24 protein-coding genes and 1 pseudogene are annotated in these 23,803 nt (G+C 70.4%); 12 read left to right on the top strand and 13 right to left on the bottom strand.

Translation table 11 applies throughout. From position 1 onward, the window contains the following. Nucleotides 1-11: 11 nt before the first annotated feature. Nucleotides 12-1,112: a sensor histidine kinase gene (locus tag PSQ21_RS19990; protein ID WP_274031992.1), complete on the bottom strand. Its 1,101-nt coding sequence runs from the start codon at nt 1,110-1,112 to the stop codon at nt 12-14. Nucleotides 1,113-1,292: 180 nt separating this feature from the next. Here PSQ21_RS19990 and PSQ21_RS19985 point away from each other — a divergent pair, with 180 nt between their 5' ends. The 3 genes from PSQ21_RS19985 (at nt 1,293) to PSQ21_RS19975 (ending at nt 3,059) form a co-directional block, all read left to right on the top strand. Next, complete coding sequence (locus PSQ21_RS19985) at nt 1,293-1,964, top strand: hypothetical protein (protein ID WP_274031991.1); 672 nt, start codon at nt 1,293-1,295, stop codon at nt 1,962-1,964. Continuing rightward, nucleotides 1,957-2,508: a hypothetical protein gene (locus PSQ21_RS19980; RefSeq protein ID WP_274031990.1), complete on the top strand. Its 552-nt coding sequence runs from the start codon at nt 1,957-1,959 to the stop codon at nt 2,506-2,508. The genes PSQ21_RS19985 and PSQ21_RS19980 overlap by 8 nt, the downstream gene beginning before the upstream one ends. Before the next feature lie 134 nt (nt 2,509-2,642). Further along, nucleotides 2,643-3,059 (top strand): DUF6336 family protein, encoded by a 417-nt coding sequence (locus PSQ21_RS19975; protein WP_274031989.1) that lies wholly within the window; start codon nt 2,643-2,645, stop codon nt 3,057-3,059. A gap of 145 nt (nt 3,060-3,204) precedes the next feature. Here the strand turns inward: PSQ21_RS19975 and PSQ21_RS19970 are convergent, their stop codons facing one another. From PSQ21_RS19970 to PSQ21_RS19960, 3 genes are all read right to left on the bottom strand, one after another. Beyond that, nucleotides 3,205-3,678, bottom strand: coding sequence for a hypothetical protein (locus tag PSQ21_RS19970; protein ID WP_274031988.1), 474 nt, complete (start codon nt 3,676-3,678; stop codon nt 3,205-3,207). A gap of 110 nt (nt 3,679-3,788) precedes the next feature. Then, entirely contained in the window at nt 3,789-5,609 is a 1,821-nt protein-coding gene (locus PSQ21_RS19965) for an alpha/beta hydrolase (protein ID WP_274031987.1), read from the bottom strand. Then, complete coding sequence (locus PSQ21_RS19960) at nt 5,606-5,980, bottom strand: hypothetical protein (protein WP_443334424.1); 375 nt, start codon at nt 5,978-5,980, stop codon at nt 5,606-5,608. Before PSQ21_RS19960 ends, PSQ21_RS19965 begins: the two co-directional genes overlap by 4 nt. Nucleotides 5,981-6,694: 714 nt before the next feature. On the opposite strand from PSQ21_RS19960, the gene PSQ21_RS19955 reads away from it, so the two are divergent. Both PSQ21_RS19955 and PSQ21_RS19950 read left to right on the top strand, forming a co-directional pair. After that, on the top strand, nt 6,695-8,665 hold the full coding sequence (locus PSQ21_RS19955; RefSeq protein ID WP_443334398.1) for an eCIS core domain-containing protein: 1,971 nt from the start codon (nt 6,695-6,697) through the stop codon (nt 8,663-8,665). Nucleotide 8,666: 1 nt separating this feature from the next. Then, nucleotides 8,667-9,482: a hypothetical protein gene (locus PSQ21_RS19950; protein WP_274031985.1), complete on the top strand. Its 816-nt coding sequence runs from the start codon at nt 8,667-8,669 to the stop codon at nt 9,480-9,482. 112 nt (nt 9,483-9,594) lie between these two features. Here PSQ21_RS19950 and PSQ21_RS19945 read toward each other — a convergent pair whose 3' ends face one another. Next, entirely contained in the window at nt 9,595-10,002 is a 408-nt protein-coding gene (locus tag PSQ21_RS19945) for a hypothetical protein (RefSeq protein WP_274031984.1), read from the bottom strand. Between the two features lie 454 nt (nt 10,003-10,456). On the opposite strand from PSQ21_RS19945, the gene PSQ21_RS19940 reads away from it, so the two are divergent. The 3 genes from PSQ21_RS19940 (at nt 10,457) to PSQ21_RS19930 (ending at nt 13,748) form a co-directional block, all read left to right on the top strand. Beyond that, nucleotides 10,457-11,326, top strand: a complete 870-nt coding sequence (locus PSQ21_RS19940) for a helix-turn-helix domain-containing protein (protein ID WP_274031983.1) — start codon at nt 10,457-10,459, stop codon at nt 11,324-11,326. Beyond that, on the top strand, nt 11,301-12,107 hold the full coding sequence (locus tag PSQ21_RS19935; RefSeq protein ID WP_274031982.1) for an SAM-dependent methyltransferase: 807 nt from the start codon (nt 11,301-11,303) through the stop codon (nt 12,105-12,107). Before PSQ21_RS19940 ends, PSQ21_RS19935 begins: the two co-directional genes overlap by 26 nt. A gap of 105 nt (nt 12,108-12,212) precedes the next feature. Next, entirely contained in the window at nt 12,213-13,748 is a 1,536-nt protein-coding gene (locus PSQ21_RS19930; RefSeq protein WP_274031981.1) for a helix-turn-helix domain-containing protein, read from the top strand. 22 nt (nt 13,749-13,770) lie between these two features. On the opposite strand, the gene PSQ21_RS19925 is transcribed toward PSQ21_RS19930, so the two are convergent. Beyond that, complete coding sequence (locus PSQ21_RS19925) at nt 13,771-14,100, bottom strand: nuclear transport factor 2 family protein (RefSeq protein ID WP_274031980.1); 330 nt, start codon at nt 14,098-14,100, stop codon at nt 13,771-13,773. Between the two features lie 266 nt (nt 14,101-14,366). Between PSQ21_RS19925 and PSQ21_RS19920 the strand changes: the two genes are divergently transcribed. Together PSQ21_RS19920 and PSQ21_RS19915 are read left to right on the top strand one after the other, a co-directional pair. After that, nucleotides 14,367-15,167, top strand: coding sequence for an SDR family oxidoreductase (locus PSQ21_RS19920; RefSeq protein WP_274031979.1), 801 nt, complete (start codon nt 14,367-14,369; stop codon nt 15,165-15,167). Nucleotides 15,168-15,280: 113 nt separating this feature from the next. Further along, entirely contained in the window at nt 15,281-17,371 is a 2,091-nt protein-coding gene (locus tag PSQ21_RS19915; RefSeq protein ID WP_274031978.1) for a serine/threonine-protein kinase, read from the top strand. 109 nt (nt 17,372-17,480) lie between these two features. Here PSQ21_RS19915 and PSQ21_RS19910 read toward each other — a convergent pair whose 3' ends face one another. After that, nucleotides 17,481-17,972 (bottom strand): hypothetical protein, encoded by a 492-nt coding sequence (locus tag PSQ21_RS19910; protein WP_274031977.1) that lies wholly within the window; start codon nt 17,970-17,972, stop codon nt 17,481-17,483. Continuing rightward, complete coding sequence (locus tag PSQ21_RS19905) at nt 17,969-18,259, bottom strand: hypothetical protein (RefSeq protein ID WP_274031976.1); 291 nt, start codon at nt 18,257-18,259, stop codon at nt 17,969-17,971. Before PSQ21_RS19905 ends, PSQ21_RS19910 begins: the two co-directional genes overlap by 4 nt. Nucleotides 18,260-18,350: 91 nt before the next feature. Here PSQ21_RS19905 and pip point away from each other — a divergent pair, with 91 nt between their 5' ends. Beyond that, nucleotides 18,351-19,388 (top strand): prolyl aminopeptidase, encoded by a 1,038-nt coding sequence (pip, locus tag PSQ21_RS19900; RefSeq protein WP_274031975.1) that lies wholly within the window; start codon nt 18,351-18,353, stop codon nt 19,386-19,388. Here pip and PSQ21_RS19895 read toward each other — a convergent pair. The 4 genes from PSQ21_RS19895 to PSQ21_RS19880 all read right to left on the bottom strand — a co-directional run bounded on the left by PSQ21_RS19895 (nt 19,355) and on the right by PSQ21_RS19880 (nt 21,894). After that, on the bottom strand, nt 19,355-19,891 hold the full coding sequence (locus PSQ21_RS19895; protein WP_274031974.1) for a hypothetical protein: 537 nt from the start codon (nt 19,889-19,891) through the stop codon (nt 19,355-19,357). The two genes, pip and PSQ21_RS19895, sit on opposite strands and share 34 nt — an antisense overlap. Before the next feature lie 166 nt (nt 19,892-20,057). Further along, the gene (locus tag PSQ21_RS19890; RefSeq protein WP_274031973.1) at nt 20,058-20,324 is read right to left on the bottom strand and encodes a hypothetical protein; all 267 of its coding nucleotides are present in this window, start codon (nt 20,322-20,324) and stop codon (nt 20,058-20,060) included. A 29-nt stretch (nt 20,325-20,353) separates the two neighbouring features. Further along, nucleotides 20,354-20,623 carry a hypothetical protein gene (locus tag PSQ21_RS19885; RefSeq protein ID WP_274031972.1) on the bottom strand — a complete coding sequence of 90 codons (270 nt, stop codon included), beginning with the start codon at nt 20,621-20,623 and terminating at the stop codon, nt 20,354-20,356. A gap of 719 nt (nt 20,624-21,342) precedes the next feature. Next, nucleotides 21,343-21,894, bottom strand: a complete 552-nt coding sequence (locus PSQ21_RS19880) for a hypothetical protein (RefSeq protein ID WP_274031971.1) — start codon at nt 21,892-21,894, stop codon at nt 21,343-21,345. A 359-nt stretch (nt 21,895-22,253) separates the two neighbouring features. Here PSQ21_RS19880 and PSQ21_RS19875 point away from each other — a divergent pair. Further along, nucleotides 22,254-22,601: pseudogene (locus PSQ21_RS19875) on the top strand (prolyl aminopeptidase); the annotation flags it as partial. Nucleotides 22,602-23,234: 633 nt separating this feature from the next. Here the strand turns inward: PSQ21_RS19875 and PSQ21_RS19870 are convergent. Further along, nucleotides 23,235-23,726, bottom strand: coding sequence for a hypothetical protein (locus PSQ21_RS19870; RefSeq protein WP_274031970.1), 492 nt, complete (start codon nt 23,724-23,726; stop codon nt 23,235-23,237). Nucleotides 23,727-23,803: the final 77 nt, after the last annotated feature.

Raw genomic sequence — 23,803 nt, 5'->3', positions numbered from 1 at the left:
AGCCGCGCAGCTCACCCGCGCGGTATGGCAGGCAGGACGGCGGTGAGCCGCCAGCCGTCGTCACCGTACGGCCCCGCCGCAAGGGTCCCGCCGAGGGCCTGTGCGTGCTCGGTGAGAGCGGGGAGGCCGAGGCCTCCCCGGGAGGCGCGACGGCGGGCCGGGGCGCGGGCACTGCGGTCGTTGGTGACCCGGATCTCCACCGTGGTGGCCGTCGGCACGAACGCGACGGTGGCGCGGGAGGCGTCAGGGGCGTGCCGGCGGATGTTGGTCAGTGCCTCGACGACGATGCGGTAGGCAGCGGTGGCCGCCTCGCGGGAGAGCACCTCCGTGACCAACGGAGGCAGTTCCAGATGCGCCTCGGTGGCTCCCGCCGAGGTGAAGTTCTCGATCACGTCTCCCAGTTGGGAGACGTTGGGGAGCGGTTGGGTGGTGGGAGCCTCCGGGCCGTGCAGCATCTCCACCGTCCGGTCCATCGCGGCCAGGGCGCTCAGGCCCGCCTTCTCGATGCGTTCCAGGGCGAGCATCGCCTGGGAGGGGTCGGTGGCGGCGACGAAGCGCGCCGCCTGGGCCTGGACGACGATCCCACTGATGTCGTGGGCGACGAAGTCGTGCAGGTCGCGGGAGAGCTGTAGTCGCTGGGCCCTGCGGGCCTCGGCCACCGCTCGCCGACGACGCGCCTCCTGGTGACGGAGGTGGGCGCCGGCCGCCATGGCGGCCGCTGCGGGAAGAAGCCAGAAGGTGGCGATGCCGACGGACTCCAGGAAGGACTCGTCGGGGACCAGCACCAGCGGCCAGACGGTCACCGCGAGGGCGGCCGGCGGGAGGGCCAGCCGGAGCTCGTGCGGGGGTGACCAGCGGGTGATCACGGTCAGGAGGATCAGCAGGAAGGCGACCTCCACCAGCTTCCACACGGAGGCGAAACCAGCCGTCGGCAAGGCGGAGGTGGTGATCAGGGAGAGGGCCGCGCAGACCGTGGCCGGGCGGGCGAGGCGGCCGAGCCGTTGACGGAGCGCGGTTCGGGGGCGCGCGACGGCCCACACCAGCGCGCCCGCCGCCGCGAGCGACGGCAGAGCACCGAACGCCTGGACGGCCGGGCCGGTTGATTCCCACATGCGGTCAGCGTACGAGCGTGCGTGGCGGCGGGGCTCTCTGCCGAACGGCATAGATGAGGCGGCCGGCGGCGTGATCTCCGTGCCGATCGGCGGATGGAATCGCAGAGCGCCGACGGCGAGGCTTAAGCCGTCCGATCGAGCACGGCACCACACATACCCCTCGCCACCTGGGAGTTCATCATGCGTAGCACCGCAATCGGCACCACGGCGATCGTCGCCGTCATCACCGGGCTGGTCGCTGCCGGGCCCGCCCCCGCAGCCCCTGCCACGTCCGCCTCCGCGTCCTCATCCACGTCCGCGTCCGCCGGGAAGAAGCCGGTGAAGAACGCGAGCGTCCACGGGGAAGCGCGCATCTCCTACGTCGAGTCGATCGACCATGACATCCGCTTCACCATCCATGCCGAACAGACGCCCTTCACCCGCCCGATGCCTCCCAGGGCCCCCCAGGGCCTGTCCACGGACGCCCGAGGCACGCTGAAGTTCTCCCACACCTCCCCGAGCGGAGTCACGGGGTGGGCGGAGGCCCGGGTGGACTGCCTGGTCACCAGCGGCCGGACGGCGACGCTGACCGCAGTCGTGACGAAAACGAACGTCGGGGAGACCGGCGCCCGGCTGGGCATCAGCGTGCAGCAGGGCGGCAGGGGCGAGCCGGACCGGCTCGGCTTCTCCTGGGGGGTGGTGAACGTCGACCCCGAGAACGTGGACGAGAACGGTCAGCCCGTACGTCCGCGGACAGGTACGTGCATGGCGCCCGCACCGTTCACGACCGTGATCAAGGGCGGCTACAAGGTCGTCCACGCGGAGATCACCAAGTCTCCTGCCCAGCCCGGGGCGACGGCCCGCCGTGGCTGACACCCTGGCCGCCGGAACGGCCGTCACCGCCGTACCCCGCGTCCCCAGGTCCCTCCGCCTCGCGGCGCACGCCGCCGCGCTGACGCTGGTGCCTTCCGGGCTGTGGCGCGTCGCCATCGCCTTCGGCTGGGACTCCGGCTTCACCGAGGAGCACCTCAGCCCGGACAACTTCCCGAGCACCGAGTCCTTCTACCTCATCGGCCTCAGCCTGCTGGCCGAGGCACTCGGACTGCTCACCCTGGGCCTGGTCCAACGGTGGGGTGAGGAAGTCCCGCGCTGGGTGCCGGCCCTGGGCGGCCGGAGGATCCCCGTACCGGTGGTGGTGATCCCCGCGTCGCTCGGCGCGGCGCTCGTCACGCTCATCACGGTGAGCGGCGCGTTCAACTGGAACGACGCGGACAACATGGGTGCCGCCGGGTCCCCCGAAGGGTTCCACTACTGGCTGATGACCGCCTGCTATTTCCCTCTGCTGGCCTGGGGCCCACTGCTCGCGGTGGTCACGGCGGCCTACTGCCTCCGCCGACGCCCGGTGCGGCGCCGCTGAGCCGCCGAAGGCCGACCGGGCCCACCTTGCGTGTGCGGCCCGGTTACGACACCGTGCGGAGGCGGCCGAAGCCGGTGGACGGGGAGAAAACCACCCAGCACGGCGGTGGTGGTGGTGACGACAGGGAGCAGCACATGAGCCGCATGAGCAGAGACGCGAACGGGGTACTCGAACCACGTCTGCGTCTGGGCGGCGTCATGGCACGCGGCGCGGCGTACGGCGTGGGGGCAGCGGTCTGCGTGGCCGTCGCCGCGTTCACCGTGCGGGAGCACAGCACCCGCATCGACCTGCTGGAAGCGACCACCTATCTGGGACTGGTGACCGGCGCGGTCTTCCTGGTGATCGGGCTGTTCTTCTGGGCGTGCGGCCCCGATGACATCCTGCGCTGGCGGGACTTCACCACGACGACCGGCCCCCATGACATGGTCTCCGTCGTCGGACCGTCCCTGGTCCGCGCCGGCACCTTCCTCCTGGTGCCTGTTCCGTTCGCCTACGGCCTGGGCGAACTCGTCGCATCGGCGGCGTACGGCTCCTGGTTGGGAGGGACGTGAGAGCGCTGCCGACGCCACTCGGAACCGTACGATCACGTGCCCGGCCCTCTCCCGGCGCCCGGGCCCCCGGACGCGCCGTACAGGCCGCCCTTGAGCACCGGGGACGTCCGGCTCTCCGCGAAATGCGGCCTCGGCGAGTCACCGGTCAGGACGAGGGGGAAGGCCCCGGTACCGGGGCCTCGGCGGACCAGAAGCCGGAGCGGACGTTGGGGGTGGGGATCTCGCCCTCGTACGTACGGCCGTTCGCCACCTGCTCGGGCGCGGCCACCTTCGACTCGTCCACGCAGGGGCTGGTGACCTGGAAGAACGCCTGCCCCTTATAGCCGAAACTGACCCTGATACCGAATCCGTCCGGGGACCTGACGATGATCGAAGGCATCTCCTTGCTCGGACTCACTGTCTTGATCCGGTAGCCGCTCGACTTCCAAGAACGCTCCACCACACCCAGGAAATTGCCCCGGCGCTGCTCGGAGATCTCCGTCATCACCGTCCAGTACCGAGTCACATCACAGCTGCCGGTCGTCGTCGCACGGTGGACCCATTCCACTTCCGGCTTGATCTCCCCGACCGTCGCGTAGAAAATCGCGTCGGCGCGCTCCGCCGCCCCCTGCATGTCCATGCCTGCCACGGTCCCTTTCCCGCTCTTGGCATCACCCAAGAGTCCGCATCCGGCGAGCAGCACGCCGCCCAGCACCGCACAGGCCAGGCGAATGGTAAGTGGGATGGGCCTCATCGATGCTCCTCCCTCACGATGTCCTCAGGACGCCCGCCGACGATTTTGGCAATGTTCAACGCCGATACATCATCCAGCTCCGGATCGAAGTACTGGGAGTGGGCATCGAACTTTCCGGCTTCGCGGACCATCCCGGGCCCGTCGTCGACCTCGAAGCGCTGTGCTCCGAACGCCGCGCTCGCCGGGTCCTTGCCGAAGTGCAGGTCGTCGTCGCCGACGTCGAAGAGGTCATTCGCCCTCCTGACCGCCTCCGGGCCTCCCAGCGCCCAGGCGGGCCCCGCGCCGAACGCCGCCTCCCCCTTCGTGGGCAGGTGGGTGACGGGGTCGTTGTCAGCTGCGCCCACGAACACGTGGTCCTCGCCCACGCCGAGTTCCGTCGCCTTCTGCGCGTCCACGCCGGGGCTGCCGAGCAGGATCACATCATCGACGCCCGGAATCCCGCCGGACTCCTTGGCGGCCGTGCCCACGGTGAGCGAGCCGTAGGAATGCCCGATCGCCGTCACATGCGGGTCCTCGTTCGCGTTCGTCGTCGAGAGGCCCGCCATGAACTCGTTGTACGCCGGGGCACCCCGTTGCGCGTCGCCCTTCGTCATCACGTCCACGCTCTGCGGAGCGTCGTAACCAAGCCAGATGATCGAGGCAGTGGACGGGTCCACTTCCCGGGCGCCGATGGCCGTGTCATGGGCCCGCTTCATTGTGCCCGTGACGAAGTCGCCGTCGAGCTTGGTGCCGAGACCGGGAACGTACGCCGCGACGTGCCTGGACGTATCGGGGTTCCCGTACGAGACGACCGCGCGTCCGTTGCCTTCGTCCCCGATGCCGAGAAGGAACATGGGCGGGTGACTCGACTCACCGAGTTTGTCCTGAATCATGCGGAGGGCGTCGAGCTTGGTCTTGGCGTCGTCGCCGCCCTGTCGTGCCACCTCGTCGATCAGGACCGGCAGGTAGTTGCGGTTCGCCTCGTCACGGACCACCGCCGGAATGCCGTCCAGACCGCCGATCAGGTCCGGTGCGACCTTCACGTACTCCTGCCGCTGTTCGTCGGTCAACCCGTCCCACCACCTCTTGCGCTCCGCAGGTTCTTTGTCCTGCGGGAGGCCTTCGGCAAGGTGCATGCCCGCGGTGGAGCGGACGTCCGCGGTGTCCCGGAAGACGTCCTTCAGTGTGGCCGCGGTGACATCGAGTCCCTTTTCCGCCTTCAGACCGTTGAGGGTCTTCGCGTAACGGGCGTCGATCTCCCGCGCGGACCGTACAGCTCGGGCGATACGGTCGGCCACGTCCTGCGCCTTAGCCGCGTTCGGGTTGGCCGGCGTGAATCCTGGATGGCCGGGATACAGCGACTGCTGCCCGGGTGACCCGAGGCCTGGCGGTTCCAGCGGGAGACGCGAACTGCCTCGCGAACTACCGCCCGGGGCCTCCTTCTTCGCACCGGTCAGGTCGTCGACCTTGACAGCCGGGTAGCTGACGGAACCATCCTCGTGAACCGTGAAGTTCAGGGCAGCTGCGTCCTCAAGGGCCTGCTTCAACTGGCGCTGAGGATCGCTGAGGTCGCCGGCAAGCCCGTTGAGCGCTGTACGTACCAGCCCACACTCGGTCTGCACGTACTGGAAGTTACGACTGAGGCGCCGGATCCTGCCGAGTGCCGCCTCCGCCGAACCGCTCTCCTGGGTCGCGCGGAGCTTCGCGGACATCGCGCGGTCGACCTGTGCCCGGTCGGAAGCCGAACGGCCTGAGACCTCATGCCACTTGTCGCCCGCCTGTGTGAGCTCGGAGGTCTTGAGGTCGCGCAACTGCTGCCAGGTGAGGGATCCTGTCATCGTTCCTCATCCGCCTTGCCAGGGACGTGGACACCTTTGAGGGACGACTTGACATCGGTCTCCGACTCCCCCATCTCCTTGGCGACCGTCAGCAAATTCCCCTCGAGCTGCTCGCACTCGTCCCGTACCGTCTGAAGGCGTTCTTCCCAGGACGTCAGCACGCTCTTGAGGGCCGCGACGGAACTGAGGCCGGCGGCTCCCGCCTCAACGCCCACGTGGCCGCGCCCGAGAACCGACCGGCTCTTCTCCGCCCTGGTCCGTAAATCGCCGGCGGTGCCGGAAGCGCTGGTCCAGGGACTCTTGCTGTACTTGAGGTTCCCCGTTCCGCCCGAGCCGGCTCCGGGGTCGTCGGACGCCGAGGCGAGCCGCATCGCGGGCCCGTCGCCGGCCGGTCCGAACAGCTCCTGCCAGCGCTCCGAATCAAACACGACGCTCCCCCGTCTGCCTGCGTTCCGTTTCCGCGCGTCGAGAGATTAACGCAGGCTGTGCGCGCGTACGCGATCGGGAACGAGTTCCGGACAAGGAAATGGCTGGACAATCGCGCCGGTCATACGTTTGCGCTTGCGCGCGCACTGGCCAGAAAGGCGCGCGCTGTGGTCGCGACCCATTCCAGAACAAGTGGTCGCGACCCATTCCGGAACAATGAGCACTGGCCTCCACCGGTTCAAACCCAGCTACAGCGGCCCCGAGAGCGGCAACCGCGTCGAGGTCACCCCCGCCTGCACCTCACCGTCCGCGTGCGGAACTCCGAGGACGTCACCGTCCCCGCGCCCGCCGTCTCCCCCGGCTCCGGGACGTCCTTTCCGCAGAGCACCTCGGCTTGCGTGAGTGCAGCGTCCGCGCGTCGCGGTCGACAGCAGCGCAAGGACGTCTGCGGGGCTGGACTGTCGGGGACGCGTTGCGCGGCGGAAAACCGGTGGCGCCGCCCAGCAGTGCGACGACCCCCTGAGTCCGTACGTTCCGGTTCTGCCGCGCGTCGCGTCCCGTACGTACGGCCAGTCAACTGTGCCCTTGGGGTCCTGGAACCGGGGCTGTGCTCGCGGGTATGAAGGAGGAGCCCCTCCCTCAGCAGCGAAGAGGCCCCCGTGCGCAGCCAGACCGGTACCGAAAAGACATATGCGGCGGACAGACCCGCCCAGGCCCGCCGTTCCCCGGTCGCGTACGGAGTGCCGCCCGCCGGGCTCCTCGCCCAGCAGAGCAGCGCCGGGAACGCGGCCGTCATCCAGATGATGCGGGCCGCCGGCCGCCTGCCCGCGCAGGGCCGGCACCAGCACGGCGACGGCTGCGGCCACGAGCAGCCCGAACAGGCGGACCAGGCAGACCAGGCACCCGTGCAGCGCTCCGCCGTCCCCGGCGTGCTGCGCGGCGCCGGCCGGCCGATGGACCGTTCGACCCGGGCCGACATGGAAGCCCGGCTCGGGGCCGACTTCTCCGACGTACGCATCCACAACGACGCCGCCGCCAAGGTCTCCGCCGCCGAGATCGGGGCCCGCGCCTACACCTCCGGCAGCCATGTCGTCATCGGCGAAGGCGGCGGTGACCGGCACACCCTGGCGCATGAGCTGACCCATGTCATCCAGCAGCGCCGGGGGCCTGTGGCGGGCACCGACAACGGCGGCGGGCTACGCGTCAGCGACCCGTCCGACCGGTTCGAACGCGAGGCGGACGCCAACGCGCGGGCCGCCCTCAGCGGTCCGGCTCCACAACTCCAACGCGCCCCGTCCGGCGAGACGCCGGGCGCTGGACGGCCGGGGACGGCACAACGCGCGGGTGAGGGTGCGGTGCAGCGCATGATGCCCGCCCCGGCAGCCGCGCCGCCGGCGCTGGTCTCACCGACCCTCAGGGCCGTCGAAATCCCCGCCTCGATCCCGATGGTGGGAGACCCGAGTCCGGCCAACATGCGCCAGCACGCCGCCCTTCGCGCGGGGGACGTCCCGGAGGTCCTGGTGCAGGTCGATGGCTTGACCCCGCCCGGCCCGGTCTCACTCGTGGCCACCGACTCCATGACGGGCGACGTGCTGGGGCAGTCCGCGCCCCAGAACATCGCTTTGGACAACTGGGTCTTCACTGTTCCCCTGGCGGGCGCGCCGGGCCTGGGCGCGGTCGGGCAGTCCGTTCAATTCGTCGAGTGGATTCTGCACGCCGGGAACACCTCGGTCCCCCTCCCGGGCATCCACCCCATCAGCCTCTACCGTCTCCTCGGCGCGCCCACCACCGCCAACCCGAGATACGAGGCGGTGGAAGCGGCCACCCGGTTCGCGCATGGCCAGACCGGGGCCCAGGACGCCGCGACCGCGCTACGGGGGGCGATCAGCGCCACCGTTCCGTACAACGGTGCTCAGGTACTCACCGCCGACCCGTTGACGCTCCTGGCCTCGGCTCCCAACGGGGCTGTCTGCTCCGACTTCGCGAACCTGCACATCCTGCTGGCCCAGGCGCTCGGCATCCAGGCCAACGCCGTGATGTTCTGGGGCGGGTTCATGTACGGCGGCCGCAGTGTCTGGGCCTCCGACCCCGCCATGAGCAACAACACGCTGACCCGTGTCCAGGCCATCAATCCCGCGAACAACCCGCCGGGGAACCCCCAGGGCTGGGACTTCACCTATCACGCCATCGCCAACATCGGGGGCACGCTGCACGACGCCGCACTCAACCGGGAGGGGTACGACGCTCAGGCGATCCACGACGGTCTCGGGGTCTTCCTGCCCCAGCTCCTCCCCCAGACGACGTTCGCGGCCACCGCGCAGAGCGCCTTCTCGGCGTCGCTCGCGCCCACCCTCGACATGGAGACCGTCCATGTCGCCCTCCGGCAGCACGGCGACCAGATCACCGCGGCGGACTTCGCCGCCAACATGCTCGTCTCCCTGCCCATCCCGCCCGGAACACAGGGCGTCTACCAGGATCCGGTGAGGTTGTCCTACGGCAACCTGCCTGCGGGCATCACCCTTCAGGACGACGGAACACTCTCCGGCACTCCCACCGCCACGGGCTTCTACGTCTTCACCGTGACCAACGCCATGGGCGATCTGGTCACTCACGGCCTGTCGGTGAACTGACGTGCTCCAGCCCATCACCCCCGACCAGGTGGCCCACGGCGACTATCCGACCGGCGGTTACTCGTTCACGGGCCTGCTGCCCCCCGCCCCCGTGTCCCGGGCCTCCCGGGTGCGGCTCCTCGGCGGGGCCGAGCTGATCGTGCCGCCTCCCCCGGGCGCACCGGCAGACGGCCCGGCCGTCCTGGAGCAGGTCGCGTCCGAACTCGGTGACCTGCTCGGCGGGGCCTTCGGCGCCGGTGCCGTGCTCCCCTTCACCCAGCACGGCGCCCCGGCTGCCCCGGAGTACCCCGCGCGGAACGAGACGCCCGGCCCGGCGTCGACCTGGGACCGGCCACGGCACGACTTCTACTGGCTCGCGGCCCGGCTGGACGACTGGCGGGTCCAGGGCTGCGGCGAGCCCGGAGACCTGCACTGCGTCTCGTTCCACCGGCCGGTGGAAGCTCCGGCGCGCAACGGCCCGGCCGACGCGCCTGGCGCCCTGCTCACGGACCTGGCCCCCGCCCTCGCCGCCCGGCTCGACGAACGGCCCGCCCCCGACCCCCGGGAGCCCTCCCGTTCCCACGAGCCCCACGAGCCTTCCCGTACGCCCCATGAGCCTTCCCGTACGCCCCATGAGCCCCACGAGCTACGTGAGCCCCTGCGGGACGTCACCGCCGCGTACTCGCCGGGGCTGTTCGGCACCGCCCTGTCCGCCCCCGAACTCCGTATCCGTACGGGAATCCGGCAGGCCCTCGGTGCCGACGGAGCACCCCTCGGCCTCGTACGGGTCCTCCGGATCGATGCGGGGCCGGGCTGCCGCGACTGGCCCGGGCCCTGATCGGGGGGCCTGCTGGGTTCTGCCGCGACGGCCGGGGCGCATCCAGGCAGTCAGCTGATCCGCTGTGTTCGGCCATGGTGCCCGGGACCGCGCTGCCCACCGGCCCCTGAGGTCAGTCCTCCTGGCCCGGGGTGGTGGACAGCACCAGCGATACGGGTTCCGTCTGCTGGTTGGAGGCGGAGACGCGGGTGGTGTGGCGGGCGAGGCGCAGCCCCATGGCCGTGAGGGCGTCGGTGTCGTAGAGCGCGCACAGGAGCGCCGCCGCGGCCGGGAGCGACAGCGGGGTGGCCGGATCGTGCCCGAGCAGCGCTGCCGTTTCGGGTTCGTCGAGGGCGGCCTGCCCGGCGTGGGCGAGTACCTGACGGGGGTCGTCGACGATGAGCTCGTCGATCTGGATCCGCTGGGCGCGGACGCGCAGGTCGAGGGGGCGGGCCGGGACGGACCGCGGGACCCCGACGACGGACCGGAGCTTCGGACGGGCCGGACAGGTCAGGTCGGTCGCGTCGGTCAGGTGGTTCATGCGGTGGGCTCCAGAGAACGGGCCGCCGGAACGGCAGTGCACGGAACGGCTGGGGCGGCCGGGGGGCTGGGGCGGGAGGAGGGAGGACGAAGGGCGGAAACGGGCGGACGGAGGACGGAAACGGGCGGACGGAGAACGAAGGGCGGAAACGGGAGGGCGGAGGACGGGAACGGCCGGGGGAGGGCGGGAGGACGGGAGGACAGGCGGGCGGAGGATGGGAACGGCCGGGGGGAGCCGGGCGAGCTGGAACAGCGGGGGCGGAGCTGAAGCAGAGCGACCAAGATCGGCCCGGTCTTGCCGAGTTGGCGCGTGGTGGAGTCGGACATGCTTACCTTGAGAGCGCCGTGCGACCGTCGCAAGGTGCGCTGTGTGCACTGTGCGCAGACTGCGCGGAATGTCGGATGGATCGAGCCGGAGCGGAACCGGATCGGGACCGGAGCGGGGAGGGGAAGCCGTGGCGCGCGAGAGGTCGGGCCGGACGGCGCGCCATCTGGTCCTGGTGGCCCGCCTGCGAAGGCTGCGTGAGGGCGCCGGGCTGTCCGTCTCCCAGGCCGCCACGCAGCTGGGATGGCATCCCTCGACGCTGCGGCGGCTGGAGCAGGCGCAGACCTCCCTCGACGTGGGGCAGGTGTCCGCCCTGCTCGCCGCCTACGGGGCGGGGGCGGCGGAGGCCGACGACATCATGGGGCGGCTCAACGCGGCCAACATGCCCGGCTGGTGGCATCCATGGCGCGATGCGATGGCTCCCTGGCTGATGGACCTGATGAGCGTGGAGTCCGCCGCCGGCGTCGTGCGCACCTGGGACCCGGCGCTGGTGCCGCTGCTCCTGCGGACCCCGGCCTACGCCATGGCCGTGGACGAGCTCCGGTGCCCCGACCGGGATGCCGCCGGGCGGCAGCGCCGGGCGGACTTCCTGGTCGAGCGTCAAAAACGCCTCCAGGAGCAGCAGACCCGGCTCTGGGCCCTGCTTCCCGTCACCGCCCTGCGCGTCCGGGTGGGCGGCGACGACGTGATGCGTGAGCAGGTCCGATCGATCCAACGCATCGCGGAGCGGGGGGATGTGACGGTGCAGCTGCACCCCGAGTACGCGCCGCCGCACCCGCTGACCGGCGTCCCGGCGCTGACCCTCTACCGGGTGGAGATCCGGGAGATCGCCGACCATGTGGTGCGGGAGGGCGGGCTCCCCGGCACGGCGGAGGTGTGGGACAGCCCCCACCCCGTGCAGACGTATCAGGGAATGCTGGACGTGTCGTGCGTGATGGCGATGCGGCCGGCCCGAACAGGAGAGGTGTTACAGGATGAATACGACCGGAAATGGGCCTGAACTGCCCGCGCAGATCGATACGAGCGTCGCGCACTCCGCACGTGTCTGGAACTACTGGCTCGGCGGCAAGGACAACTTCCCGGCGGACCGGGCGGCGGGCGACGCCTACCGGGGGAAGTACCCGCTGATCGAGACGTTCGCGAAGGAGTCGCGGGACTTCCTGCGGCGCACGGTCACCCATCTCGCCCGGGACGCCGGAATCCGCCAGTTCCTCGATGTGGGCGCGGGGTTGCCGACGGCGAACAACACGCACGAGGTCGCCCAGCGGATAGCCCCGGACTCCCGGATCGTCTACGTCGACCACGACCCCCTGGTGCTCCTGCACGTCCACGCGCTGCTGACCAGCACCCCCGAGGGGGCGACCGCCTACGTCGAGGCGGACATGCGCGACACGGAGACCGTGCTCGCCGGGGCGGCCGAGACCCTGGACCTGACCCGGCCCGTCGCCCTCGTGATCAGTGACGTCCTCGGGCACATCGTGGACTGGGACGACGCCCTGTCCCTGGTACGTCGGCTGGTGGACCGCCTGCCCTCCGGCAGCTACCTCTCGCTCAGCCATTCCACCGCGTCCGACGACGCCCACCGCGCCGTCCAGGACGAGTACAACGCGAGCGGCGCGATCCCTTACATCTTCCGGGAGCCGGAGACCACGATCGCGTTCTTCGAAGGGCTGGAGATGGTGGAGCCGGGCATGGTGTCCTGGCCGAACTGGCGGCCCGACGCGAACACCGGCACCACCACGGCCCGCGCCGGGTGGGGCGCGGTCGCCCGCATCCCCTGACCCGCGTCCGTCACTGCCGCACCCCCTGACCCACGCCCGTAACGACCGCGCCGCGCGAGGGGCTTCCCCCCGCGCGCGGCGCGCACGGTCCGCGGAGGCTCGCACATGAGCAGCACAGGCACGACCGACCACGAGGCCAACGGCCCGCGGGCTGCCCGGCACGAGCGGGAGACGGCCGACCGGCTGCTGCGGGCGGCGACGCGGTCCGGCGCGCACCTGATCGCCGAGGCCGCGTCCCTGGTCCACGGGTGGGCGGTGCTGGCCGATCCCATCGCCGGTGCCGTCTACAGCGCCCCCGCCGCCGCGGCCGCCAGCGGGGTGCACGCGGCGGCCGCCCCTCGGGAACACCCGCGCAGCACGCAGCTCCCGGCGGCCGGCGCCGTCCTCGTCCTGACTCCGGCGCCCACCGTGCCCCCGGCACACACCTGCCACGTCGCCACGACCACCGCGGCCCTCCTGGAGGTGCGCGGGCAACGCGCGGCGGAGCTGCGGGGCGAACAGATGCGGCTGCACACCACCCTCATCCGGCTGCTGCTGGCCGGCCACACCGCCGCCGTCACCGAGACCCTCGGCAGCGACAGGCTCACGCATGTCACGGTCTACCGGCTCTCCGGCGCCGATGTCCCCGCCGCCCACGAGGTCCTCTGGCGGGCCGTACGCCCCTCACTCGCCCCGCACGCCGACGCCTGCACCCTGCTGGGCCGGCCGGACGGCGAACTGGTCGTCGCCGAGCTCCACCACGGCGGCGACGACGGGCGGATCCTGCGCCTGGTCTCCCGGCTGAGCGAGCGGCACCACCTGCTCGCGGGCATGGCCGGGCCGCTGCCCCTGGCCGAGATGCCCACCGCCCACAGCGACGCCGCGGCCGCCCGGCACAGCGCCACCCCCGACCGCCGCATCGCGCCCGCCGACGCCGTGGGCGCCTCCCGGCTCACCTCTCTCCTGCCCACCTCCCCGTACGCCCGGTGGGCAGAATCCGTGCTGCGTCCCCTGGCCCCGGCCCACCGGCACCTCCTCCTGGTGTGGCTCCGCACCGGCAGCAAGCCCCGCGCCGCCGCCGCGCTCGGCCTGTCCGCCGGCACGGTCCGGGCCCGGATACGCGACCTGTCCCGGCTGCTCGGCGCGGACCTGGAGGACGCCACCGTGCGGGCGCACCTGCTGCTTGCCCTCCGCGCCCCGGCCCCCGACTCCGCCCCTGAACCCGGCTCCGACCCCGACTCCGACGCCGACTCCGGCTCCGGCTCCGGCTCCGGCTCCGGCTCCGGCGATGCCAGCGGTCGCGACAGCGGCAGCGACAGCGGTCCTGCCCGGCTGGAGACGCTGCCGGACGGTCTCCTGGACACCGAGGCGGCCCGGGCCTGGGCCGTCGGCCTGGTCGGCGGTCTGGAGCCGCATCTGCGCATCGCCCTGGCCTGCTGGCTGCGCCACCACGCCCGGACCGCCCCCGCCGCGGCCGAACTGCACGTCCACCGCACCACCCTCACCGACTGGCTCTCCCAGTGCGCCGAACACCTCGCGCGGAACCTCGCCGACGCCACCGTGCGCGCCGAGATCCACCTCGCGCTGTCGGCCACCCGGACCGGGCCCGACGACCCGGCGGCCCTTCCCCGGCGCGGCGGCCGCACCTACCGCCGCCTGTGACCGGGACCGGGCGCGGTCGCTCTCAGGACGACGCCTGGCCCGTCTCGAAGCGGCTGACCCGGTCACCGGCGACCGTGAAGACCCAGCGGGTCCGCATCGTGCCCCAGGTGTCGTTGGTGTAGTCGACGACAAGGGTGCGGCCGTCGTCGGAGGCGTCCACGACCTTCATGCGGCCGTTGGCGTCCGGGGAGAAGATCTCCTTCTCCGTCCAGGCCGCGAGGTCCCGTTCGCTGCCGTCGTCGGACATGGTGGCGTCCTCGGTGAGGACGTCGGCGAAGAAGGCGTCCCGGTCGCCCGCGTTCACCGTGGCGATGAACTTCTCCACCACCGGGTCACTGATCGACGTGGTCATCGTGTTCCTCCTCGGCGCGTCCGGGAACGGGCGTCCCGGGGAGCCTCACCGAGTCTCTGTCGGCCCGCCCGCCACCGCATGTCGGACGCGCCGGACCGCGTAACCACGTGGCGCTCCCGCCCGGGGCGCCCCCGCCCCGGGAACCCGAACCCCGGGCCGGCCCACCAGCAGGATGGGTCGCCGCAGGTCAGCGCAGGCGCAAGGGCGTCGCCCACGTGTCCGGAAAGGCCATTGACGTACGCGTACGAGTCACGAAGGATCACCGCGTGACGACCTCCGAACAGCCCTCGCCCGCCTCCGGGCCGGGCCGCCCCATCGCCCTCATCACCGGTGTCGGCCGCAGCATCGGCATCGGCGCGGGCATCGCGCGCCGGCTGGCGGCCTCCGGCTGGGATGTCGCCTTCACCTACTGGACGCCGTACGACCGCCGCATGGACTGGGGCGCCGAGCCCGGGGCCTCCGCGTCCATCGCGAAGGAGCTGGCGGAGGCAGGGGCCCGTACGGCGGCGATCGAGGCGGACCTGTCCGACCCCGACGCGCCGACGCGCATCTTCGATGAGGCGGAACAGCGCCTCGGCGGGCCCGTGAGCGCGCTCGTCCTCTCGCACGCGGAGTCGGTGGACTCTGGGCTGCTCGACACCACCGTGGAGGCGTTCGACCGGCACTTCGCGGTGAACGCCCGGGCCAGCTGGCTGCTGATCCGCGAGTACGGGCTGCGCTTCCGCAGCGCGCCCGGCACCGCGACGGGCCGGATCGTCGCGCTCACCAGCGACCACACCGTGGGCAACCTTCCCTACGGGGCGAGCAAGGGGGCCCTGGACCGCATCACGCTGGCCGCCGCGCACGAGCTGGCCCACCTCGGGGTGACGGCGAACGTCGTCAACCCCGGCCCGGTGGACACCGGCTGGATGAACGACGAGCTGCGCGAGGCCCTGGTGGGGGGCACCCCGCTCGGCCGTCTCGGCACCCCGCAGGACACCGCCCACCTGGTGGGATTCCTGTGCTCCCCCGAAGGCCAGTGGGTCAACGGCCAGTTGCTGAAGAGCAACGGCGGCGCGGCTTCCTAACTCCCGCCCCGCACCACCGCTCGCCGGGACGCGAACCGGCACGTCGCGTCCGTGCGTCCGAGCAGGACGGAGCGTCTAATCTGGCGTGGTCCATGTAGTGCACAGGGGGTCGTATGCACAACGAAGACAGGGTCGGCGGAGCGGGCGACGGGGCCCGGGGTCCCGAGGACCGCCGCTCGGGCGACGCCCCCCGGCGGCCGGACGACGTGGCGCCGCCGGAGTGGCCGAGCACGCCACCGCCGCACGGCGCGCAGCCCGCCCCCCGGACCGTGATCGACGGCCGCTACGAGCTGCTGGAGCCGATCGGCAGCGGCGGAATGGGCGAGGTCTGGAAGGCTCACGACCGGCGGCTGCGCCGGCTCGTCGCCGTGAAGGGCCTGCTCGACCGGAACGCCATGACCGCGGCCACGCAGACGGCGGCGATGCAGCGTGCGCGGCGCGAGGCGGAGGCCATCGCCAAGATCGAGCACCAGAACGTGGTGACGGTCCACGACCAGGTCGAGACCGACCATCAGATCTGGATCGTGATGAAGCTGCTCGAAGCGAGGTCTCTGGGGGACCTGTTGAGCGGCGACGGCGTCCTCGCCGTGCCGAGGGCCGCCAACATCGGCCTCCAGATCCTCCAGGGCCTGCGGGCGGTCCACGCGGCATCGGTCGTCCACCGCGACGTCAAGCCGGGCAACGTCCTCGTCCGCGACGACGGACTCGCGATCCTGGTGGACTTCGGCATCGCCACCTTCGAGGGCGCGGACCGGGTGACCCGGTCCGGAAGCGTCATCGGCACCCCCTCCTACCTGGCGCCCGAGCTCTTCGCCCCCGCCTCCCCGGGCCCCGCCCCCGCCTCCGACCTGTGGGCGCTAGGGATCACCCTGTACGAGATGGTCGAGGGCAGGGTGCCCTTCGCCGGGCACGAGGTCTGGGAGGTCCAGGAGAACATCCGGCACTCCCCCGACCCGGCCCTCCGCTACGCCGGACCCCTCGCGCCGGTCATCCAGGGGCTGTTGGCCACGGACCCGCGAGAACGGCTGGACGCGGCCACGGCCGAGGCGATGCTCCGCGAGGTGCTCGCGGACCCTTCCGTGCCGAACGCGGCAGTGGCCGCGTCGGCGACACACCCGCCGACGGTCGTCTCCCCACCGGACCCCTCCACGCCCGCCCCCGCCCCCGCGCCCGGTCCCGCCGCCCCTCCGCCCGCACCTGCACCGGTGCCGCACACACCCCCGCCCGCTCCCGCGGCGACGGCCCGGCCGCCCGGCCGGTACCGGGGCTGGAAGACGGCCGCGGCGGTGGTGTGCGCGGCGCTGCTGGCCGGCGCGGGCTGGATGGTCTCCCAGGGCGACGGCGAGAAGGGCGGGGGCGGCGACCGGACCGGCTCGGCGCGGGGCCAGGGCGAGGGCGCGGCGGGCAGCGGCTCCCAGGAGCGGTGGAAGGACAAGCACCCGACCCTGAAGATCGGCGTCAAGGACGACCAGCCCGGGCTGAGCATCTACGACAAGAAGACGCGTACGTACAAGGGTTACGACATCGACCTGGCGTACGCGATCGCCGAGAGCATGGGCTACTCCAAGGGCGAGGTCGCCTTCACCACGGTCGCCACGGACTACCGGAGCACCGCGCTGAAGACGAAGCAGGTGGACCTGGTCATCGCCTCGTACAGCATCACCGACGACCGCAAGACCGCCTCGCCCGGCGGCTACAGCGTCGACTTCGCGGGCCCGTACTACGAGGCCAGCCGGAGCTTCCTGGTGCGCGAGAAATCGCGCAAGTACACGATCAACGACTCCAGCGACCTGGTGGACCTGCGCGTCGAGGTGTGCACGGCGCGGGAGTCGACGTACGAGAAGGAGCTGCCGAAGCGGGGCTTCACCATGGCGAAGTCGCAGCCCAACACCTACCAGGACTGCCTGGACAAACTGCTGGACCCGAAGTCCGACGTCTACGCGGTGGCCTCGGACGACATCATCCTCGCCGGATACGTGAAGGCCAACCCGGACAAGGTGCGGCAGCTGGAGCCCATCAACGGCGCGGAGGGCTACGGCGTGGCGATGCGGCCGAAGTCCTCGGTCCTCAAGGACGACGTGTGCTCGGCGCTCCGCACGATCCTGGGCGGCAGGATCTGGGAGGACATGTACAAGGAGAACCTGTCCGAGCTGGTGGGCAACAAGAACCCGCCGGGCCGCCCGGACCTGACGGAGTGCGAGTAGCCCTGAAGGCCGCGGCGCCGGAGGAGCACACGACCCATCGACGGGCTCTCGCGCTCCCCCGCTCTCGGGCTCTCGGGCTCTCGGGCTCTCGGGCCACCCGCTCACGGGCTCAGCGCTCGGGGAACCGTTCCCCGCACCGACTGCAGAAGACCGGTGCGGGGTCCTGGGACAGCCGCCCGCACCCCGGGCAGACCCGGTCCAGCATGCAGGGGCCCTCGCCCCCCTCGTACGCCCCGGCCGGCGGCTTGATCGCGAGGCCGGGGCGGCGGCGGTGGACGGTGAGATACACCAGCCCGCCGGGCCCGGCGACCAGCGCCCGCCGTGACGTGCGGGGCAGCCAGAGGACGGTGCTGGGCCCCAGCTCCAGGACCGGCCCGCCCTCCGCCGTCCTGACGCTCCCTTCGCCCTCCAGCACGACGAGGAGCACATCGAGCACGTCCTCCCGATGCTCCCCGACCTCGGCGCCCGGCGGCAGGCGCACCAGATTGGCGTCCAGCTCCCGCCCGGCCTCGGCCAGGTGCCAGAGGGCACCGCGGTCGTCGGGGGCGGCGGAGGCGAGCAGTTCGTCGAGGACGGCGAGGATCCGGGGCGCGGCGTTCACGGCGCCCAGGCTACGCGGCGGCCCGCCCGAGTGGGCGCGGCGTCCGCCGCGACGCGGAACCCGTTGCCCTCCGGGCTGGCCATCACCACACGGTGTTCGTCGGCCTCGGCCGGCAAGGACCCGCAGGCACGGACCCGCCGGCCGCCACCGGCTGTGCGGCCTCCGCCCGGATACGGCAGGCCCACATAACCCAGGGCCGACTTCCGGAAGGCGGCCAGGAGTTGGTCGTCGGCGCGATTCCGGGCCAGATCGATCCGTAAGTTCCGTTCGATCCGTTCTGTCGTCATGGGCAAGGCCGAAACGGGACGCCTCCGACCGTCCGTATCCGCGTAACGTGGCCCACCGCCCGCCACGCGCCGCACCGAGGGGAACAACGCCGTGCACCGCGACCCGAACGACCTCTACCCGCCGATCGAGCCGTACGAAAGTGGCATGCTGGACGTCGGCGACGGCAACCACGTGTACTGGGAGGCGTGCGGCAGCCCGGACGGCAAGCCGGCCCTCGTGGTGCACGGCGGCCCCGGCTCCGGCTGCTCACCCCGCGCCCGCCGGTACTTCGACCCGGACTGCTACCGTGTGGTCCTCTTCGACCAGCGGGGCTGCGGCCGCTCCACACCGCACGCGAGCGACCCGGCGACGGACATGTCGCACAACACGACGGCACACCTGATCGCCGACATGGAGCGCCTGCGGGAGCACCTGGGCATCACCAAGTGGCTGCTGTACGGCGGCTCGTGGGGATCGACCCTGATCCTGGCGTACGCCGAGGAACACCCGGAGCGGGTCACGGAGGCGGTGATCCCGGCGGTGACGACGACCCGCCGCAGCGAGATCGACTGGCTCTACCGGGGCGTCGGCCAACTCTTCCCCGAGGCCTGGGACGCCTTCCGCGCGGGCGTCCCCGAGACGACCGACCCGGCCGGCCTGGTCGCGGCGTACGCCCGCCGCATGGAGAGCGAGGACGCCGCCGTACGGGAGAGGGCCACGGCCGACTGGTGCGCCTGGGAGGACGCGGTGGTCTCGATGGAGGCGACCGGAGGCCCGCCCCCGTACAGCAGCCGCCCGGACCGCGCCCAGCAGGCGTTCGTCCGGATCTGCGCCCACTACTTCGCCCACGGAGCCTGGCTGGAGGAAGGCCAACTCCTCGCCCACGCCCACCGCCTCACCGGCATCCCCGGCGCCCTGATCCACGGCCGCTTCGACCTGGCGAGCCCCCTGATCACCGCCTGGGAACTGGACCGGGCCTGGCCGGACGCCAAGCTGACGATCATCGACAACGCGGGCCACACGGGCGGCACGGAGACCCGGCGGGCGGTACTGGGGGCGCTGGACGGCTTCGCGGGGCGAGGGGCACGGACGGGCCCCGCCGGACCACCTCCCCGTCACAGGACGAGGGCGACCACGAGCGGCACGTAAACGACGGCGAGGGCACACAGGAGCCGCCGCCAGGCGAAGGACACCTTCCGCTGGACCGGCCCCTGTCGGCCGCCCCCGGGCTCCGACGCGTGTGCCGTGCGGTGGATCTGCCGAAGCTGCCGGAAGGCCGGCCGGTGAGTCCGGTAGCCGGTGAGGTCCCCCAGCAGCGAACCGCCGAATGCTATCGAGTTCAGCTCGCTCCCGTCTCTCAAGGTGACGGTCAGCCCACCTTGGATGTTCACCCGCCTGACGTCGGTCCAGGCGACCGTCGTGGTCAGCAGGATGTTGGTGAAGGACACATGGCAGTCGGTGCTGCGAATGGCGGAGTCCCACCCGATCGCCCAGAAGAAGACCGCGAATCCGGCGACCACGAACGCCGGCACCGGCGCCGAGCCCAACAGCCCAACGACCAGAACCGCACAGATCCAGGCCACGACACCCGCGACCACGGGAAACCACATGTACACGGGACGACGGAACACCCGGGTCTCCTTGGTGCGCATCTCCGCGTCCCCTTCCTGCGAGCTCTCTCACCATCGGCGACGGCACATCTGTTGTACACACTCCCGGCGACGTTCCCGGCGGTCGGCCCCTCGGGGCGACGGCGACCAGGGCCGCCGGGTGCGAGGTACGCCGCGGACGGCGCCATCGGCCGGTGAATACGACGCCTCAGAACCCGAAGAAGAGAATCTTCAGATTGATCAAGACCAGAATTACCCCAAAGGCCGCAAAAAACCCGGCAGGAATCCTCAGGATGTGATCGTTGTGATAGAAGGCTGAAAACATCCCCCTCCCCAGAAAGTCAGAAGCGACTTCGGCACAACCCTTCACATTCAAAGCCAACAGGGTCCCGAAAAAGGCGATCAGCACTCCGACGGTCAGTTCGCCGTAGCTCACCGAATGAGAAGTCCGGGCCGCGATAATCAATTCGTACATGTTTCCCCTTCCGGACGCGATCAGCGGCATCACATCCCCGACTCAGCAGATCCACCGCTGCCCGAGACGGAATCCACCACTCCGATCCTCCAGGTGTCTTCCGTCGGACTCTTCCTGTAGAAGACGTCGGGTTGAATCGGTTCGCAGAGGGCCAGGAAAACGTCTCCCTCACGAAGGTGGATTTCCTCATGAAACACAGTATGGCGGCTCCGCTTCGCCCGGATCACGCGAAAGGTCAGCTCATGCCGCCCCGGCGGAAGGTCGACGAAGACCGGACGCTTGACGCTGGTATTGCTCATCTCGCATATGGTATTGCCTTCACACTCGACGGAGACGATTGACCACTTACGCGTCACGCTGCGAAAAGAATCACGCATCACGCATCGAAAAATCAGCCCCGTCCTGCCTCGCCTGTTCGATCTACGGAGAATCGCCCTCACAGACCAGGGGAGCGATTCGGCGCGACCGATGGGCTCAACCTTCAGGGGCTGACTTTTCGACATCTACACCCTACTTCATGCCAGATTTCAACTCGTATCCATCACGGGCGAGTGTATACCCAGCCAAGTGGCCAATACGGCTGCCCCATCAGCCGGTTTGCCGGCGCCTGCCATGATGAGCGCTCCTCCCTTGATGGCTCCGGGCCCATAATTCAGAGCATCACGCCGCAGAGCGTTCGCAGCCCTGGCCGCACCGAACCCCGCACCCACGAAACCCACCCCCACAGCGCTGAAGCACACCCATTCCGATCATTTCTGGTGCATGCCTCCGCAGTGGTTGCCACAGCAAGGGTTAGACAGAGCGCCCGACCGCCAACGGCCCCAAGGGGGTAATCAGCGAGGGAGCCGTTGTGGGCGTAGCTAAGGACTGTCCCGCAATTCCCGGCGGGCGCGCGACGACGGGCGCCACGGAGACCCGGCGGACAGTGGCGGGTGAGGCTGATGAACGACTCCGGCCGCCGGTTCCTCAAGGAACCGGCGGCCGACGTGGTCGAGCCCGACCTGTGCTGCGGGTGACGTCAACTGCCGCTGAAGGCCATCCATGCAAAGCCTGCGGCGGTAACTACGACGCCCAGACCGAGAGCCGCGTCCGCAAGAAGGCAGCGCGTCCAGCGAACCCGCGGAGCGACGTCGCGCCGCCCACTCTCCGTACGGGCAGTACCGAGCCATGCGTTGACCTTGCGTGCCGCCTCACCGCTCGAACCCTTGAAATGATCGATCAGGGAGCCCCCGAAGGCGAAGACCGAGACGACTCGATGGTGGTCGAGACGCACGTCAAGAGTGCCGTCGTCGCCTACCGAGACGTCATGAACCGCTGCCACCGGGAGAATGTGGGTACGCAGCGGATTCACCACTACGAGTACATCCTCCCGAAGAACGATCTTGCAGTTTGCGACCCTCCCGATGGGCACCACGAGCGCCAGAAAGACAGGGATCCCTTGCCAGCCGGTTCGGAATCCATTCACCGAACTGACCTTGAGAACTGCCGCAAGCATGCTGAGCCCGAGGCCGATCACAACCACCCAGGAGATCACCACCCAGGAATTCCGGCGCAGCACAATCTGCTCCATGGCGATCTGGTTCCTGTCTTTCGTTCAGATGACGACATCGCCAGCCGGGCGCACAGGCATCAGCAAACACCGGAAGCACTCCAGGGGCTCGCTTTTCCGGCACAGCAAAATGTCGCCGCGAGTCCGGTGTGGAGACTCACGTTAGCGTACGTGGCGCCCGCATCGATCGTCTTGCGGTATCCGTAGATGGAGACGTTGGGCGCCTGGAATACGGACTTGACGCGAGTTCGATATTTGAACGCCGAGGTTCTCCAACTGCCTGCGAGCAGTCGAGCGGCGCCCCCTCCGGCGAGCGTCCACGCCGTCCTGCGGGTCAGGGCGAGCGTGCCGACCGCGATGGCCGTCATCGCCGTGCCCTGATGGAGGCGACCGGGGGCCCACCCCCGTACAGCAGCCGCCCGAACCACGCCCAGCAGGCGCTCGTCCGGATCTGCGCCCACTACTTCGCCCACGGAGCCTGGCTGGAGGAAGGCCAACTCATCGCCCACGCCCACCGCCTCACCGGCATCCCCGGCGCCCTGATCCACGGCCGCTTCGACCTCGCGGGCCCCCTGATCACCGCCTGGGAACTGGACCGGGCCTGGCCGGACGCCAAGCTGACGATCATCGACAACGCGGGCCACACGGGCGGCACGGAGACCCGGCGAGCGGTGCTGGCGGCGCTGGACGGGTTCGCGGAAAGCCGCGGCGGCTGCCCCAGGCAGTGAGCGTTCTGGGAATGCCCTCGTGAACGCGCCCGGTGGGTCGAAGCTGCACCGGGCCGCCCCGGGGCGATCCTCAAAAGATGCGTGCGAGCAGAGCGGCGAGCGCCGCCACGCCGACCACCATCCATCCCGCGGCCAAGGCGCTTACCGAAAAATCAGAGAGCCCCGTCCCGCGCAGAGCCTCCCTGAAACCCTTTCCCCACCCTCGCGGGCTGTATTGCACCAGAACACCGATGGGCAGGAAAACGAGTAGGACGCAGAGGAGAATCATTCAGGAGACTCCACGTATCAAGAGATAGGAGAAAGTCAAAGCCATAAAAACACCGAAGGCGATGAGAATACCACCAAAGATTCTGACCGCCCCCAGCCGGCGGGACCTTTCGTGCTCGATCGAACTCGAAGCTAGGTGCCTGCCGGACATCTGATCCGCCATACCCCACCAGTTCCTCCTCAGAGAGAACCCCATCAGAACCATGACGAGAGAAAAGAAGAGAAGCACAACAAACCACCCACTCAGGATCTACCCATTAGGCAGCGGGCGCCCCAACTGTGCTGGGGGCACTGGACGGCTGCGCGGGGCGAGGGACACGGACCGGCGGCCCGCCGGAGAACCGACGGGCCGCCAGAGGAAGCTGGTCAGAGCTTCATGAGTACGGGAGCGGCCAAGGGCGCCACGAGCAGGAACACATCGACGAGCCCGACGTGCACCCTCCCTCTCCTGCCCGCGACCGCACGCCCGGAAGAGCATTTCCGCTCTTCTTTCAGCCACGTACCGATAAACTTGCGCGCGTTTCGAGCCGACCTTCCACCCAAAAGGCTTTGCGAGAATGACCAAGCACCCTGCTCACCATCCGCACACACGATCACCAACCCGTTGTTTTCACACGTGACCGACAGGCCTTCGTCTCTGGATGCAACCATCTCAAGGAATGGCCCTATGTTCCTGATGGACCCATCCGGTTCGAGAATGACCCGCGGTCTGATAGTTCCACGAATTATCAACGCAGAAACAAATCCAGTCACCCAGAGGACGCCTACCCCACGGAACCCGTACTTCTCCACGTCCGCGAGGCCGAACAGGACGAGCACAGGACACAGGGAGAGAATCGCAGCCCACCCGAATACCACCGTCCCCTTCCTTCGCAGGTGGATGGAGCCGTCTCCCCGACGCCTCACGAAGACTCCCGGGACTTTCGTCCACGAAG

The sequence above is a fragment of the Streptomyces sp. MMBL 11-1 genome (assembly GCF_028622875.1).
Classification (GTDB): domain Bacteria; phylum Actinomycetota; class Actinomycetes; order Streptomycetales; family Streptomycetaceae; genus Streptomyces.
Note: the sequence above shows the minus strand (reverse complement) of the source record. Positions and strands in the feature narration are given on the sequence as shown.